The organism is Abyssisolibacter sp. ZYX002 (genome assembly GCF_056892235.1).
Genome location: NZ_JARMXH010000002.1, coordinates 590,224 through 606,918 on the forward strand (window position 1 = coordinate 590,224; position 16,695 = coordinate 606,918).

Below are 16,695 nucleotides of genomic sequence, written 5' to 3' on the forward strand. Positions count from 1 at the left end.
GTGGCACAGCATTTGTTATACTGTATACAATATATTTCTTATACACTAATGAGTTTTATTAACTATATTTACATATATACAAAAACACCTTAAGAGCTGTTATATCACAGTTCCTAAAGTGTTTAAGTCTATACTTCTATTTTATTCTTATACTGATTTTTATTCACATACTTTTTTATTAATCTACATGCCTTTGTTTGACTTATCTCCAATACTTCTGCTATCTTTCTAGTTGTTTTATATTTTTTATATGCTTCATTTATCATTCTTTTTTGTGTTGCCTTGAGCGCTTTCTCTAGATTCCCTATATCGGTACTATTAGTTAAATTATCTCTTTTAAAAAAGCAAGCTGGTAAATCAGTTGCCAATATTGTATTTGTATCAGTTGTAAGTATACATCTTTCAATGATATTTGAAAGTTCCCTTACATTTCCTTTCCAAGGATATTTCGATAAAAGTTCCATTGCTTTTTCTGAGAATTTACAGCTTTTAGAATATTTTTTATTGAATACATTTAGAAAATGAGATATTAATATGTATAGGTCTTTTTCTCTTTCTCTAAGTGGAGGGATATTAATCTCAAATACATTGAGTCTATGATATAAATCGCCTCTAAACTTATTCACTTCCACCATATTTTTTAAGTCACAATTAGTGGCGCATATTATTCTAACATCTAGCTTTATAGGCTTGATACTTCCAACAGGTGTTATCTCTTCTTCTTGCAATACATGAAGGAACTTTGCTTGCAAACTCATAGGAAGTTCACCTATTTCATCTAGAAACAATGTACCTCCATTTGCTAATTCAAATATTCCTTTCTTTCCTTGTTTGTTGGCACCCGTAAATGCACCTTTCTCATATCCAAAAATCTCGGATTCGATTAAAGAAGGGCTTATACTAGCCATGTTTATGCTTATGAACGGCTTATCTTTTCTATCGCTTACTTGATGTATATATCTAGCTAATAAACTCTTGCCTGTTCCTGTCTCCCCAAGTATCATACAGGGTACTTTTACTTTTGCTATCTTTTTTGAAAATTTGATTACTTGTTTCATGTTTTCACTCTTATGTATTAGAGAGTTATCACAATTAAGACTTTCATCTTTAGTAATTTCAATAGGAGATAACATTTTCTGTAAGTAGTCATCGTCATCTCTAACACTTTGAATTACATACTTCACATTATTTTCTTCGTCTAGTATCGGTACAGATATAGTAACTAAATTTGTTTCTAAGAACGTTTTTTGATTTTGAATAATTGGTTTCTTATGACGATATACAGATGGTATGCTTGATGGAGTCCAATAAGTATCTTTTTCAGTAAATTCATCAAGGCGTTTACCTATTATATCTTCTTGCCTTAATCCATAATGCCTGTAACATGCTTTGTTAACGTATAAAACAGTATAATTATTATCCCATATCATAATTTCATCATAAATATTATCTATCAAATCAATAAACGTCAATAAATCAAACTTGGTATCATAACTCATTTGTCAAGCCTCCCAATACTCTGTTACCGTTATTTTTTTAACATATATATTTTACAAAAAAAATTTATATCAATTTGTATATATTAATATAATTTAATTATATTATATCAATTCTTGTCATAAAATCAACTATGATTAATTATAAACGTGAATGTTTACACAAATATGCTATTTTTGCTTGCATAGTTGTAAAACATACAAATTTATTAAAATGAAATATAACATGCATAATTTATTATAAACTGCATATAAAACCCAAAAGATAGTTAAGTATTTATCATACATTTATGAATATTTTAATAAGAGTAGAAGAAGATATCAGAGTTATTTCTCCTATATACAGGAATTTTTTGTTATGATGATGTTGTTACTTTTATAATTGAGTTTGACAAAGAAGTTGGGAAATTTTTTATTAGGATTGGTTTATTTAGAAATAGTCCTATCAGAGAAGAACATATATGATATTGAGATATACTGTACACCTATTAAACAAAATAATTTATGAATAATATTACAAACATTATGAAAACATTTTTTATTAATTATAGTAATATAAAAAAGCAATATGTAATAATGTGTAAGAAAATATCCGTTGCTAGAATCTATTAATCAATTATAAAAATTAATCAAAATATATTATACTTACTTAAAATAAAAAACAAAGTTTGTTGAGACACCAAGCTGTCTCAATATATGATAACAACATCATCAACACAAAAAAGGTGATTTGAATGTTTCTTAATATCACCACTCTCAATCAAACCACCTATAGACAATTTTTAAGTTTTCTTCATTACTTCGTAAACCTGTGATAAAACATATCATGTTACTTTACAACTACTGATATATGATATTAAATTATCTATACCTTAACTAACTAATATTGATTAGTTTTGCATAAATATTCTTTATATCATTTTCATTTAATATCGTTTTAAAACCTTTTATACCTATGAATTCTTTTATAAATTTAGTCTTTGGACTAAAAATTAATTCCTCCTTTGTTCCACTTTGCTCTATTTTTCCATCTTTCATTATTACAATTCTTGTTCCCAGTTTTAAAGCTTCATCAATATCATGAGTAACAAATATTATTGTTTTTTTTAGCTTAGTATGTATTATTTTTAGCTCATCTTGAAGGCGATTCCTAGCTATTTCATCTACTGCACTAAATGGCTCATCCATAAGGATTATATCTGGATTACCTGCTAGTGCTCTAGCTACTCCTATACGCTGTTTTTGCCCTCCACTTAATTGGCTAGGGTATCTATCTAACAGCTCTTTTTTAAGTCCGACTAGCTCTATAAGTTCTTTAGCTTTTTTTTCTTTATACCCTTTATCAGCTTTAGTGATAGTCAAAACATAATTAATGTTATCTTTTATAGTCATATGTGGAAACAAACCTATCTGCTGAATAACATAACCTATGCTCCTTCTAAGCTTTATCGTATTCCATACTTTAACGGATTTTCCCTTAATTAAAATATCTCCCTCATCTATTTCTATCAGTTTATTTAGCATTTTAAGCAAAGTCGTTTTTCCACAACCTGAAGGTCCTAACAGTGTTATTAATTCCCCTTTTTTAACTTTGAGATTTATACCTTTTAAAATATTTTTATCACTATCATACCCTTTGTAAACATTCTTTATTTCTATATCAATCATTGTATTAGCCCTTTACTTTTAAGAAACTCTATAGCTACATCCTTTGGATCCTTTTTTTCTATTTCTACTAAGTAGTTCATATGTATAATTTCCTCATTATTTATTTGACCTTCTAACGGCTTAAGTACTTTCTCAATTTGTGGGTATTTTTTTAACGTCTGTGATCTAACCAATGTAGCTATCGAGTATGGAGGAAAATATTTTTTATCATCTTCCAATACAACTAAATTATTTTCCTTTAATCTGCCATCTGTTGAGAAGACATTGATTACATCTACTTTTCCCTCAGCTATAGCTTGATATTTTAAGCCTAAATCTACATCCTTCTTGTCTTTGAATTTGAAGTCATACTCTTTCGCTAAATTAGGATACCCATCATCTCTTTCATAAAAATCATACTCAGCAGCAAATATTAACTGGTCACTTATTTTCGCTAAATCAGAGTAGTTTTTTAGATTGTATTCTTCTGCTAATTCCCTTTTTACTGCTAATCCAAATTCATTGTTAAATCCATATAACCCAAGCCACTGTATATCATATTTCTGCTTATATTTTGCTTTTACTGATTCATATATAACAATAGTGTCATCTATTAAGTCTTCCTTTAAAACAAATAACCATCCGGTTCCTGTATATTCAGGATAGATATCTATTTCTCCATTTACCATTGCAGGATGTATGTTTGACGTCCCTCCTCCTATTCCAAACTTTTGTTCAACTTTTATATCTGTTCCTCTTTCTATTAGTTGTGTTATCATATGGCCTATTATAAATTGCTCTGTCATAGGTTTACTAGCAACAGTTATTTTTTTCTCATCACTTTTGCATGAAACAACTAAGAATACAAGTGCTATGATTATCAATAATATGCATAATCTTTTATACATCCTCTTTCCTCCCTTACATAATCAAACTCTTTTACATATTTTCCTCTGGACTATACCTAATAATAAATCAGCTACAATAGCTAATAAAGCCACCAACAAGCTCCCTGCTAATGTCATAGTAGAATAATTTGTAGATATCCCTCTCCATATAGCAACTCCTAATCCATCAGCTCCAACAAATGATGCTATACCGCCTAAAGCTATTGTCATTATCACCATAGTCCTAAATCCAGCTATTATGATGGGTAGTGCAAGTGGAAGCTTGATTTTAAATAGTAACTGTCTATCTGTACTTCCCATACCTACAGCTGACTGTATCACATCTTTATCTACTTCCATTAACCCTACATATGTATTGCGAATAATTGGTAGCACTCCATAAATAATCAGCGCTATTATGGCACTTTTGTTACCAATGCCTGTAATTGTGATTAAGAAACCAAAAAGTGCAATAGACGGTATTGTGTATAGAAAATTAACTAATGCTAGTACAATACCTGCTAATAACTTACTCTTGGTTATCAATATGCCAGTTAATACTCCTATAATGGTTATAAAAAACACCGATGTTAAAGTTAGCATAATATGCTGTAACAATAAATCACCAAAGAACTCCCATCTCTGGATATAGATTTTTATTAATTCATTCATATTTTGACTCCTCTATAATCTCCTATGAAAGTATATTCTTTTAACTTATTGTTAATTCATATTTTCTTGTTACTATTAACAAAAATCATACATGCTTCATATTATGAACATATACCCTATTTTAATGTTTAGGGAAATTAGTAGATAGGAGTATTTGTTATGTATAATATGTATGACATGTACAACATGTATGGTAGTCTTCAGCCAAATCCATATCAGAATCAGCCTTATGTTTACAGTGAAGGTAACAAAGGAGAAATAAGTATCGCTGGTATCATCAATGTAAAGTATGAAATCTCTGATGATTGGAGTTTTCATATAAGTGCAAACATAGCTAATTTATTTGACATAGGTTCTTTTACTCTAAATACTACACATCCTATGATAAACTTTACACAAGGTAATAGTTTTTATGGCTATTCATTGACTTTTGGAATTGATTATGACAGAAAAGAGTTTTATGTTTCGGGTTATGTTAAGATACCTTTTATTAGCCCATTTGAATCTGGAAGATTTGTGATATATAGTTGGTCATAAGTCGCTAATATAGCAAGTTTTCCAAACTAGAAATTACTTATATCTAAAAAAACATAAAGAGACATCTCATTTTGATGTCTCTTTATATCTTTTATCTAATATTTGCATTATTTACGGTACATACTGCTCTATAACATTTGTTACTTTATTGTCTTTCAGTGTTATCTTTATAAGCATACCTTCTGAATCAAATTCTTTCCATTCTTTTACTCTCTTTATAAAACTGTCTGTGTCAGCTGACACAGCTTCTCCACTACCAATATACTTTAATATAGTGAATTTTGCATTTTCATCTAAAACATATTCACTAACTTTATTATCTGCATTATGGATTATAAATCCGTTTGGCAAATCAGCATTTATATCGTACCCAAGTTCTTTTATTCTGTCACTGTCTTCTTCTGTTAACCATTCGACTTCATCTATCGTTAATGAATTAGTATTTTTGTCATATTTCTTTACATATCCTATGATATTTTTACTATCGCTTTCTTCTTTACTTAATGCTCTAAATGCTATACTTTTATCATCAAACATTTTTATTAAATCCTTATATTTCTTGGTCATAGCTTTGTCATTTAAGTCATATTGCACATCACTTGGAAAGTTATAGCACACGTAGTCCTTTTCAGTTTCACCTAAGTAAATCAAGTATACAGGAGATGTTTCCTCAATGTATTTATTTAATGCTTTTCTATCTGGATAATCATTTTTAGAATATCTAGTTATAAAAACTAATGTACCTCCAAATTTTGTATCTATACTTACAGTATCACCATTCTTATCTATTTTCACATTATCAGCTATGTTTTTAGGCAATGAGATTGCATATCCTAAATCTTTAATTATATATTCTTTACTCTCTTGTTTTTGTTTTTCTATATCACTTTTTGAATCATTACATGCTATCAATAACTGTGATGAAAGTAAAAGCACTATCATTCCTATCAAAAGTAATTTACCTTTTCTCTTTTTATTATATTCTAAAATTGCTTTCATTCTATTTTTACCTCCATTAAAATTTGTTGAAAGTATTACTCCTCTATTTCCATTTAGTTTCATTACTTTGAATACTGTCTTTATATAGTCTTTACCATTTTTGCTGTCTTGTTTTTTTATAACATCATAATCACAGCATATCTCTATATCTTCATTAGCCATTTTACTCATAATATGAACAAATGGATTAAACCAATGTATTGCTTTTGCAAATAGTATAAACAGCTTAGTCCCTATATCCCATCTGCTATAATGAGTTAGTTCATGAAGAAATATATGCTTTAAATCTTCTTTGCTAAAATCACCTTTAGATACTAATACTCTTGTTTTAAACAACCCTATAAGCATTGGAGAATTGATATAATCACATTTTAACAGCTCTATATCTTTATTTATATTGAGTTGTTTTTTTGTTTGCTCAAATACACTTTTAGTCTCATCATCACAGCTATAACACCACCTAAAGATATCCTTCTTGTATCTGAAATATGATATATAATTTTTTATCAAATACAAAACTGCAACTATAAGCCATAACCATATGATATGGTGTATATTAAATACACTGCTATTTTGAGTAGTATCATTATAATCACCTTGTTTTTCTATTGGCTGTACAGGTTCTATATTTTCACTTATATCTCTACCAATGACTATATTCTGTATACTTTGAGGTTTTATATTTATAGGAGCATTTTTTATAGACAAATTAAACGGTATTATAAGCATAACACTAACCATTATCCATACATAGTAACGCCATCTGTTTGAATATCTTTTTTTAGTTAGCGGTGTAACCATTATTATTAACAATACTATTGTTGAAGCAATAAGGGATATTTTTATATAGTTAAAAAAGATTTGAAGCATCACTCATCGTCCTCCTTATGCAAATGTATTAATTCTTCTATTTCTTTTATATCATCATTCGTTAATTTATCATCTGAGCACAAAGATGCTATAAGACTCTTGAATGAATTTTTGTGAAGCTTGCTAAAGAAAGTTTTACTCTCCCACCTTTTATAATCATTCTCATCTATAATATATCCATATTTCTTCGGTCTTCCTTCAACCTCAACTCTTATAAATCCTCTTTTTATTAGTCTAGATAAAAGTTTGTTCAAAGTTGTTACATGCCATTTTTTATTTTGTAACTTATCTAATATCTGGTTTGAAGTCAATGGTTTATTTGAATTCCATATTACTAACATAATAGTGAGCTCTGCATCAGGTAATCTTTCCAAATTTAATCCCTCCAATAAGACAAATGTAATATTACACTTTTAATATTACATTTGTCTTATTAAAATGTCAATAGTATATTTTTCCATGTTGCAGACATTTTATTTAACCTTGTATAATATAATTTGTATATAACATAAAAGTTGAGGAGATGTTTCCATATGATAAAAAAATTCAGATATCTTAAAATAACTTTAGTAATTGTTATAGTATTGCTTTCAGTAACAGTAAGTTATGTTAGCAGTGATAATAATCTAAACTCTATTAACCAAATACCTGATGTTGGATCTTCTAATCCCAATTTCTATCAAATACACTATGTTATACATCATAATATAATGCATCTTAATGAAAGTGGCTTATTTAATCCAAATAAACATATATCAGTAGCAGAACTACTCGATACATTTTCTATATTGATAAATAACAACCCTAATAGCATCAATTACAACAAACTTTGTAGTACATATAATTTAATTAAAAATATTTCTAAACAAGATAATAAACCTTTCAAAATATATGATAGCTATCTTCCTGATATCTTTTTTAAAGTAAAAGATCAAGAAATTATGAACAAACAGCTTACCATGGGAGCTTTTGCTGGCTATATATATAATTTTCTCAATAATGAAAATTTATTGACTAAGACAAAACTAGAAATACTTCCTATTGATAATTCTAACCTTGTTGCCACTAAAAATTTTGTACATACATTGTTAGGAACATACTCCGATAATCATGATCCTATCACTAAAATAGAACTTGCAAATATATTAGAAAGCTCTATATCCATTACTTACGACAATTATGAATACTATCGTTGCCATATCAAAGACACTGCAAATCATAATGCTCTAAAATGCTATAGTGAAGGTATAATGAACATAACTGAAGATGGATTGTTTGAGCCTAACAAAATTATGACTCAAGGAGAGGTAATAACTATAATTGATAAGATCAGCAATCCCCCTGCTCTAACTAGACCTAATTATGAGTATATTAAATACATTCCTATACTTATGTATCATGAAATAAATACTCTCCCACATAAAGGTCCAGCTAGTCTATATGTGAGTAGAGAGAACTTTAGTAAACAGCTTGATTTACTTAAAGATTACAACTATAATACAATATCTATGTCACAGCTTTACAATCACTGGGAAAATAACTATCCTCTACCCAAAAATCCTATAGTGTTAACATTTGATGATGGTTATCCCTCTCATTTTAATTATGCTGCAAATGAACTATCTAAAAGAGGAATGTGCGGAACATTTTATCTTATTACATCAACTTTATTAAATGATACTCCTCGCTCTCCAGATCATGTGAGAAAAATATTCTATGATGGTATGGAGATTGGTAGTCATACAGTAACTCATGTTGATTTTCATTATAATAGTAACGCCAAAATCAGTAAAGAAATTGCTCAGTCTAAAAAAATTCTTGAAAAAATGATAGATTCTAAAATTACTCATTTTTGCTATCCTGCAGGTCATTCTACGGTTTATGGTATAAATGAAGTAAAAAAACATGGATATTTGACTGCTGTTAAAACAAAATATGGTATTAGTAAAAAATCTGACGACTTCTTAACACTAAAGAGATTGAGAATAAACTACTATGATACTGCTAATTATTTCTTGAAAAGATTGGGTGGTAATGTAGCGTACAACGCATCACATCAATAAACTTAAGAGTTTTATTTGTTTATATATTATTCTATTTTATAACTTAACATTTATTGGCTACATTTATATTCACTTTTTAAATATCTGCTTATTAAAATATGTTGACAATTTCGCTTTATTGCATTATACTTAATATAATTTAATAGTCTTATTAAGAGTGACTGAGGGATCTGGCCCTACGAAGTCCAGCAACCTACTATAAGTAAGGTGCTAAAACCAGCGGCTATGCCGAGTGATAAGAGATGATTATAACCCTCTTTTCATTAAAGAGGTTTTTTTATTTTATAAAACAATTAAATATTTCTTATTGAGAGTGACTGAGGGATCTGGCCCTATGAAGTCCAGCAACCTACTGCAAGTAAAGGTGCTAAAACCAGCGGTTTATTAACCGAATGATAAGAGCTTAAATAGAAACTCTCTTATCTTAAGAGAGTTTTATTTTTACTCAAAATTAACAGATTCGTTACTTATAGATAACTGTATCATCAATAATAAATAGTATTGTTTATATTACTTTACTCATAAAAAAGGAGAGATTATAATGTATATTAGAGATATGTTTGACAAAGAAAAATCACTTATTTCGCTAGAAATATTTCCACCAAAAAAAGAATCAAAAATCGAAACAATTTATGATACTATATTCAAACTCAAAGAACTAAGACCAGATTTTATAAGCGTGACATATGGTGCTGGAGGTAGTACTAAAGATACAACGATTGATGTTTCATCATTTATTCATAGAATTTCAAATGTTCCATCATTGGCTCATTTGACATGTCTAACTTCAAATAAAGAGGAACTCAATATCACCTTAGATAGTTTGCATAAACAAGGAGTAAAAAACATACTAGCTTTACGAGGAGACTATCCTTTAGAAGGCTACCATGAAAATCATGGTTTTAAATATGCTTCTGATTTAGTAAAGCACATTAAAGAAAATTATGATTTTTGCATAGGAGGAGCGTGCTATCCAGAAAAGCATTTGGAGTGCGAATCTTTACACCAAGATATTGATAACTTAAAACAGAAAGTAGACTCTGGAGTTGAATTTTTAATTTCACAGCTATTTTTTGATAATAATTTATTCTACGAGTATAAAGATAAAGTTAGAAAGAAAAATATTAATGTTCCTATTTTAGCAGGTGTTTTACCAATTCTTAATAAAAATCAAGTTAAGAGGATTATTGAGCTTACTGGTTGTTCATTGCCTAAGAAAATCAAAAAGATTATAGAAAAATACGAACATTCACCAAATGCTTTAAGAGAAGCTGGTTTAGCATATGCAATCGAGCAAATTATTGATTTATTGTCATGGGATACAGACGGTATCCATATCTATACTATGAATAAACCAAAGGCAACTAGTCATATTTTAAATAATATAAAAGCGATAAGAGGAGTTGTATGTGATGAATGTGCATGCTAACAAGCGTGTTGGTCCATTAAATATTGACCGTAATGAAGTTTTGCGTTATCTTAGATATAAAAGCTCTGACATTGATAAATACACAATGGACATGATAACTGAATGTATCAAGGAAGTGAAATCTATTTCTAGTGGTAACTATATTTATAAACTTTTTGATATAGACATCGAATACAATATTTATCTTTATGAATGTGATACGGAAATAGTTAGTGAAAATTTAAAACAGCATTTAAGCAATTGTGATAAGTGCGCAATTATTGGTGCTACTTTAGGTATTGATATTGATAATAAAATACGATATTATAGTAAAACAAACCTTACAAAGGCTATCATTTTTGATGCTTGCGCTACAACTGCAATAGAATCTTTAGCTGACTTTGTAAGTTCATCAATAGAAGATATGGTTTCCAAGAAAAACTATAAAACAACCTCTAGATTTAGTCCCGGTTATGGAGATTTGTCTCTCGATTATCAATCCAAAATATTAAGGGTAATTGAGGGTAATACTATAGGGCTAACATGCAATGACAATAATATTCTTATACCTAGAAAATCAATTACGGCTTTCATAGGTATAGGTAAAAAAATACTAAAAAAGAGTACTAGTTGTAACAATTGTAACTTGAGTAAAGACTGTATGTATACAAAGGATGGGGATATATATGAATGTACTAAAAAAGTTAGGTAAAGACTTTATATTTCTGGATGGTTCTATGGGTACTATGCTTCAAAGCTATGGTATGAGAGCAGGTGAGATACCAGAAAAATATAATATCAAAAAACCAAATACTATACTAAATATACACAAAGCATATGTTAATGCAGGTGCTGATATAATAACAACAAATACTTTTGGAGCAAATGCATATAAGCTGAAAGATTCAATCTACAGTGTAGATGAAATCATCAATAATGCTGTAATGCTAGCTAAAAAATCAGTCACACATCAACTAATTGCTTTAGATATTGGCCCACTCGGTCAATTGTTAAGTCCATTGGGCACGCTAAGCTTTGATGATGCTTATGAAATGTTTAAGCAACAAGTTATAGCTGGTGATAATGCAGGAGCTGATATAATCTTAATCGAAACTATGAGCGATTTATATGAAGCTAAAGCAGCTATACTAGCAGCCAAAGAAAACTCTAATTTACCTATTTTCTGCACTATGACATTTGGAGAAAATATGAGGACTTTAACTGGCACTGATCCCCTAACGATGGTAGAGGTACTTGATGGTCTAGGTGTAGATGCTTTAGGTATAAACTGTTCACTAGGCCCAAAGCAAATATCTAGCGTAGTAAAAGAAATAGTTAAGTACTCTAATAAACCTGTTATCGTACAGCCTAACGCTGGACTACCTGAGATAGTAAATGGAGAAACAAGATATACTTTAGATTCATGTCAATATGCACAAGAGCTTGCGGACATTGCAAATATTGGTGGTGCGGTATTCGGAGGTTGCTGTGGCACAAATCCAGAGTATATTAGTAAAGTTATTACTTTGTTAAAAAATAAAAAGCCTTTAAAATCATCTAACTCAAAGTTAACAACTGCAACTTCAAGCACAAAAACGGTTATAGTTGATGAAAAAATATGCATTATTGGAGAAAGGATAAACCCTACTGGTAAACCAAGACTTAAAGCTTCTATAAATAGCAATGATTATAGCTATGTTATACAAGAAGCTATAAAGCAAGTAGATAGCGGAGCTGATATCTTAGACATAAATATCGGGATACCTGGGATTGACGAGATTCAAAAAATGAAGGATGTAATATTTGAACTTCAATCTATAATTGATACACCTTTGCAAATTGATAGTATGAAAGCTAAAGTAATAGAAACTGCTGTTAGATACTATAATGGTAAACCAATTATTAATTCAGTTAACGGAAAGCAAGAAAGCTTAGACTTTATTTTACCTATAGCAAAGAAATATGGCGCTTTAGTTGTAGGTTTAACTCTAGATGAAAATGGTCTGCCTAAAACTATAAATAAACGTGTAGAGATTGCTGAAAAAATAATAAATGAAGCCAAAAAATACAAAATACCAGAAGAAAACATTCTAATAGACTGCTTGACATTGACAGCTTCTTCTAACCAAAAAGCAGTGTTAGAAACTTTAAATGCTATAAAAATCATTAAATCAAAGTATAACGTAAAGACAACTTTAGGTGCTAGTAACGTTTCGTTTGGTCTTCCAAACCGTAATCTAATCAACAGTACATTTTTATCAATGGCACTTAGTTATGGTTTAGATGCTCCAATAACTGATCCAACTGTTAAATCTTTAAAAGATACAATTATGTCTTATAGAGTTTTAGCGAATATAGATCATGGATGCGAAGACTTTATATCTACTTATTCAAAAACTGATTCAACGCTAGAAGTTGTCACAAAAAATGATGACACTCTTTCTCTTGTCGATATAATAATCAAAGGACTAAAAGATAAAGCAGAAGATAAAACACTAAAGTTACTAAATACCTTAGAGCCTATGAATATAGTAAATAATCACTTAATAAAAGCTTTAGATATAGTTGGAGATAGGTATGAAAATGAAACTATTTTTCTACCTCAATTAATTAGAAGTGCTGAGACAGTAAAAATCGCTTTTGATGCAATTAAAAATCACTTACTTGAATCAGGCAATATGGACATATCTAAAGGCACTATAATACTTGCAACAGTAAAAGGTGATGTTCATGATATAGGTAAAAATATAGTTAAGATACTGCTTGAGAATTATGGTTATAAAATTATTGATTTAGGTAAAGATGTTTCTAAAGAAAAAATAATAAGTTCTATCACCGATGAAAATGCCAAGCTAGTCGGACTTAGTGCTTTAATGACAACAACTGTTCCTTCAATGGAAGAAATCATCAATGCTGTTAGAGAATTAGATGATTCTATAAGCATAATGGTGGGTGGTGCTGTATTGACTGAAATTTATGCTAAAAAAATAGGTGCTCATTACTACGGAAAAGATGCTAAGGAAGCTGTGCGTATTGCTGATATGGTATTTGAAAAAAAATTATAGCACTCTTAACTATATTAGTTCAGCCTTTAAAAAGTGTAACATTTAAAAAATATTATAAATGGGGTGACTTGATGAAAAAAACTTTTAACTTTATCATTATATTAATTGTTATATTATTAAGTTTGACAGCATGCAAGCAAGATACTAATTCTATAAAAAATACAAATGAAGGCGTGCGCCCACCGTTAATAGTATATAAGAATGTATTATACCAAACAACAGGAAAAGAAGAACCTTTTAGTAATGAGTTTACACTTATTGGAGAAATACAAAAGAAAATAAATCACAACGAGCTACCAAAAAAAGAGCTTCATTCAAATGTATTAAAGAACTAAAGTATATACTAAAAAGAACATAAATGAAGCTGTATATATTGAATATACAGATAATAAGTTAATACGGTATGTAGTTTCACAAAGTAAATAATCTTAGATTTCTCTCTGCTAGTTCAAATGCTTTAGTAGCGACAGTCTAGTGATATGGCTTTGCATATTTTCAAGTACAGCAAGGACATAATAATAGTAATAAATTACACGTTAAGAGGTGCCCTAATGAAGAGTAATTCTTTTATATCTAATAAGGAAAAGCTGTATATTTTTATAAAGTTTCTTGTAACTTCTATATCTACATTACTTTCGTTTTTAATACCTATTGTAATAAAGAATATAATTGATCATAAGGAATCTGGATTTGATCGGAAACAATTATTGTTATACGCAATCATATATATAGTTGTATATATAGTAAAAACTCTATTGGGAATTATTATAACTAGACAAAAGTTCATGTTATTGCAAAGCTTACAAAAGCAAGTATTTCGTAAAATTATGGTATTGAAAACTAAAAGAATAGGCAATACCTCATCAGGTCAGTTAATAGAGGTCATAGATAAGGATGTAAACAATGCCAGTACTTATTATTTCGAGGCATACCCTGATATTATACTCTCTGTTATAAACTTTTTGGGTAGTATTATTATTATATTTTATTTAGATATATTAATTACCATTGTTATTATTGTAGCACTTCTTTTATTAGCCGTTATTATAGTACCTATGTATATCTATTTAGCCAAATTTACCGAAAAAGAGTATGAAAATCATAAAGGCTTTATTGTATTTTTAAATAACATAATTAAAAGTTTGCCCCTCATAAAAGCAAGTGGAACAGAAGACGTTGAGATTGATATGGCTAATAAACATTTTGATAAGTCATTTAAAAATACTATTAAATCATTATCTATGGAAAGATTTGTAACTCCTATCATAGCCAGTACTTTTATTATAATAATTGGTGGCATTGTTGTATTTATATCTTTCAGAATTTCTATGGGCTTAATTACTATAGGAGAACTCACAGCTTATATCTTATATGCCCTAAAAGGGATAGTCCCATTATTGTTGATTATATTTAAATCAAAAGAGCTGGTTGTTGCTCGTAATAGTATAAAGAGAATAAAAGATATTTTATCATATGAAGAAGAAGACTTATATAGTGGTAAGAATTTAAAATATGTTGATAATATTAGATTTGATAATGTGAGTTTTAGATATACTAATGAAGACATACTAAAAAATATATGTTTAAGGATAAATAAAGGTGAATATATTGCTATAGTTGGGGCTAGTGGGACTGGAAAAACAACGCTTATTTCTTTAATTGAAAGATTCTTTGATCCAACTGAAGGTAGCATATTGGTGAACAATGAAGATTACCAATCTTATACCTTATCATCTCTTCGTAAAAATATTAGCTATGTTAGTCAGGACTATATTATTATGAATAAGAGTATTCGCAATAATATAACATATGGATTAAGCGAGAACTTAAGTGATGATGAAATTTTATCTAGGTTAAAAGGGATACAATGTTTTGATTTTATTTTAAAGCTAGAAAATAAGCTTGATTTTGTTGTGTCGGAAAATGCTATGAATCTTTCTGGAGGACAAAAGCAAAGACTTGCTATAGCACGAGCATATTTAAGAAATAGCGATATTTGGTTATTAGACGAAGCTACTGCAAACCTTGATTCTCATGCAGAAAAAGATATAGCATCTGTACTATCCATAATCAAAAATAATAAAGTTATTATTAGTATTGCTCATAGATTATCGAGTATTATAAATGCCGATAGAATTATTGTTATAGAAGATGGTAAGATTACAGGTGATGGTGAACACAATACATTATTAAAAACCCATGATTATTATAGAAAACTTGTTGAGAATCAGTTCATAAATAAAGAATAGTAGATTAATATACTACAGCTCACTACCCTATTTATAATTTAGATTGATGACTAAGTCATCTAGATAGCAAACTGTAGTATATATCTTTATTTAGACAAATATACAGTCATGCACTTATAATATTCCTTATTTTCTGTATGAATAATTTCTTCTATTTTCAATCCTGCGTCATTAAGCTCTCTCCCCGTGATAATCTATATTCACACATCTAAATGATGTGCTTGCAACATTGATTTGCTCTCCCGATCTTAGATTTCTTTCTGCTAGTTCAAATGCTTTGCTAGTGTTAGTATGTCTTTCTTCTTCTAAAGTCGTTTGATTTATTGGATAAAAACAAAAAAATTTAATCTATTTTATTTTTATGCAATCAAATATCTAACATTAGAAAAGTATCAAAAATAAGATTTTATTCCTGTTATTTTCTTGTTTTATATAGTTAATGTTACTACCTTAATGACATTGTACATCAGGATTGTTTTCAGTACTGATCTTTGATTATGTTTTATAAAATGAAAAATATAAAATATGTAGAATTAGTAGTATTATTGGTTTTTTTGTGATATTATTTTTTATATGGTAATAATTAAGTTGTAAAATATGAGTTAAAGGAGGTACAATGTTAACCTACTTTAAACTGGGGATTTATTGAAATGTTTATGGTCAATGTTCATTCATAATATAAATTTAAAAAACGATGTGTTATTATTTAATACATTATGCCTATAAGTTAACTAGCGAAAAATCTGATTTATTATATGAATATAATTGGAATAGAGCACAGATAACACTTGATGGAATGAAA

At 28.9% G+C, this 16,695-nt stretch carries 13 protein-coding genes and 2 riboswitches; of the genes, 7 read left to right on the forward strand and 6 right to left on the reverse strand.

Translation table 11 applies throughout. From position 1 onward, the window contains the following. Positions 1-128: 128 nt before the first annotated feature. The 4 genes from P3X86_RS08780 to P3X86_RS08795 form a co-directional block, all read right to left on the reverse strand. Positions 129-1,499: a sigma-54 interaction domain-containing protein gene (locus tag P3X86_RS08780; RefSeq protein WP_483292298.1), complete on the reverse strand. Its 1,371-nt coding sequence runs from the start codon at positions 1,497-1,499 to the stop codon at positions 129-131. Positions 1,500-2,372: 873 nt separating this feature from the next. Next, a complete protein-coding gene (locus P3X86_RS08785) occupies positions 2,373-3,164 on the reverse strand; it encodes an ABC transporter ATP-binding protein (RefSeq protein ID WP_483292299.1) in 792 nt (263 codons plus the stop codon). Then, the gene (locus P3X86_RS08790; RefSeq protein ID WP_483292300.1) at positions 3,161-4,051 is read right to left on the reverse strand and encodes a glycine betaine ABC transporter substrate-binding protein; all 891 of its coding nucleotides are present in this window, start codon (positions 4,049-4,051) and stop codon (positions 3,161-3,163) included. Before P3X86_RS08790 ends, P3X86_RS08785 begins: the two co-directional genes overlap by 4 nt. A gap of 21 nt (positions 4,052-4,072) precedes the next feature. After that, on the reverse strand, positions 4,073-4,702 hold the full coding sequence (locus P3X86_RS08795; protein WP_483292301.1) for an ABC transporter permease: 630 nt from the start codon (positions 4,700-4,702) through the stop codon (positions 4,073-4,075). Positions 4,703-4,861: 159 nt separating this feature from the next. Between P3X86_RS08795 and P3X86_RS08800 the strand changes: the two genes are divergently transcribed. Next, entirely contained in the window at positions 4,862-5,239 is a 378-nt protein-coding gene (locus P3X86_RS08800) for a hypothetical protein (RefSeq protein ID WP_483292302.1), read from the forward strand. A 111-nt stretch (positions 5,240-5,350) separates the two neighbouring features. Here P3X86_RS08800 and P3X86_RS08805 read toward each other — a convergent pair whose 3' ends face one another. Together P3X86_RS08805 and P3X86_RS08810 are read right to left on the reverse strand one after the other, a co-directional pair. Then, a complete protein-coding gene (locus P3X86_RS08805; protein ID WP_483292541.1) occupies positions 5,351-7,108 on the reverse strand; it encodes a M56 family metallopeptidase in 1,758 nt (585 codons plus the stop codon). Further along, positions 7,108-7,482 (reverse strand): BlaI/MecI/CopY family transcriptional regulator, encoded by a 375-nt coding sequence (locus P3X86_RS08810; protein ID WP_483292303.1) that lies wholly within the window; start codon positions 7,480-7,482, stop codon positions 7,108-7,110. The genes P3X86_RS08805 and P3X86_RS08810 overlap by 1 nt, the downstream gene beginning before the upstream one ends. 159 nt (positions 7,483-7,641) lie before the next feature. Here P3X86_RS08810 and P3X86_RS08815 point away from each other — a divergent pair, with 159 nt between their 5' ends. From P3X86_RS08815 to P3X86_RS08840, 6 genes are all read left to right on the forward strand, one after another. Next, a complete protein-coding gene (locus P3X86_RS08815) occupies positions 7,642-9,171 on the forward strand; it encodes a polysaccharide deacetylase family protein (protein WP_483292304.1) in 1,530 nt (509 codons plus the stop codon). A 145-nt stretch (positions 9,172-9,316) separates the two neighbouring features. Further along, a riboswitch (SAM riboswitch) is annotated at positions 9,317-9,413 on the forward strand. A 59-nt stretch (positions 9,414-9,472) separates the two neighbouring features. Next, positions 9,473-9,573: riboswitch (SAM riboswitch) on the forward strand. Between the two features lie 139 nt (positions 9,574-9,712). Then, the gene (metF, locus tag P3X86_RS08820) at positions 9,713-10,600 is read left to right on the forward strand and encodes a methylenetetrahydrofolate reductase [NAD(P)H] (RefSeq protein ID WP_483292305.1); all 888 of its coding nucleotides are present in this window, start codon (positions 9,713-9,715) and stop codon (positions 10,598-10,600) included. After that, positions 10,584-11,291 (forward strand): methionine synthase, encoded by a 708-nt coding sequence (locus tag P3X86_RS08825; protein WP_483292306.1) that lies wholly within the window; start codon positions 10,584-10,586, stop codon positions 11,289-11,291. Before metF ends, P3X86_RS08825 begins: the two co-directional genes overlap by 17 nt. Beyond that, positions 11,266-13,644, forward strand: coding sequence for a homocysteine S-methyltransferase family protein (locus tag P3X86_RS08830; RefSeq protein ID WP_483292307.1), 2,379 nt, complete (start codon positions 11,266-11,268; stop codon positions 13,642-13,644). Before P3X86_RS08825 ends, P3X86_RS08830 begins: the two co-directional genes overlap by 26 nt. Positions 13,645-13,715: 71 nt before the next feature. Continuing rightward, positions 13,716-13,979, forward strand: coding sequence for a hypothetical protein (locus P3X86_RS08835; RefSeq protein WP_483292308.1), 264 nt, complete (start codon positions 13,716-13,718; stop codon positions 13,977-13,979). Between the two features lie 216 nt (positions 13,980-14,195). After that, positions 14,196-15,893 carry an ABC transporter ATP-binding protein gene (locus P3X86_RS08840; protein ID WP_483292309.1) on the forward strand — a complete coding sequence of 566 codons (1,698 nt, stop codon included), beginning with the start codon at positions 14,196-14,198 and terminating at the stop codon, positions 15,891-15,893. Positions 15,894-16,695: the final 802 nt, after the last annotated feature.

Excerpts from the sequence above, each read along its gene's own strand:
- P3X86_RS08780 (WP_483292298.1), bottom strand. The coding sequence starts at position 1,499 with ATGAGTTATGATACCAAGTTTGATTTATTGACGTTTATTGATTTGATA.
- P3X86_RS08785 (WP_483292299.1), bottom strand. The coding sequence starts at position 3,164 with ATGATTGATATAGAAATAAAGAATGTTTACAAAGGGTATGATAGTGAT.
- P3X86_RS08790 (WP_483292300.1), bottom strand. The coding sequence starts at position 4,051 with ATGTATAAAAGATTATGCATATTATTGATAATCATAGCACTTGTATTC.
- P3X86_RS08795 (WP_483292301.1), bottom strand. The coding sequence starts at position 4,702 with ATGAATGAATTAATAAAAATCTATATCCAGAGATGGGAGTTCTTTGGT.
- P3X86_RS08800 (WP_483292302.1), top strand. The coding sequence starts at position 4,862 with ATGTATAATATGTATGACATGTACAACATGTATGGTAGTCTTCAGCCA.
- P3X86_RS08805 (WP_483292541.1), bottom strand. The coding sequence starts at position 7,108 with ATGCTTCAAATCTTTTTTAACTATATAAAAATATCCCTTATTGCTTCA.
- P3X86_RS08815 (WP_483292304.1), top strand. The coding sequence starts at position 7,642 with ATGATAAAAAAATTCAGATATCTTAAAATAACTTTAGTAATTGTTATA.
- metF (WP_483292305.1), top strand. The coding sequence starts at position 9,713 with ATGTATATTAGAGATATGTTTGACAAAGAAAAATCACTTATTTCGCTA.
- P3X86_RS08825 (WP_483292306.1), top strand. The coding sequence starts at position 10,584 with ATGAATGTGCATGCTAACAAGCGTGTTGGTCCATTAAATATTGACCGT.
- P3X86_RS08830 (WP_483292307.1), top strand. The coding sequence starts at position 11,266 with ATGAATGTACTAAAAAAGTTAGGTAAAGACTTTATATTTCTGGATGGT.
- P3X86_RS08835 (WP_483292308.1), top strand. The coding sequence starts at position 13,716 with ATGAAAAAAACTTTTAACTTTATCATTATATTAATTGTTATATTATTA.
- P3X86_RS08840 (WP_483292309.1), top strand. The coding sequence starts at position 14,196 with ATGAAGAGTAATTCTTTTATATCTAATAAGGAAAAGCTGTATATTTTT.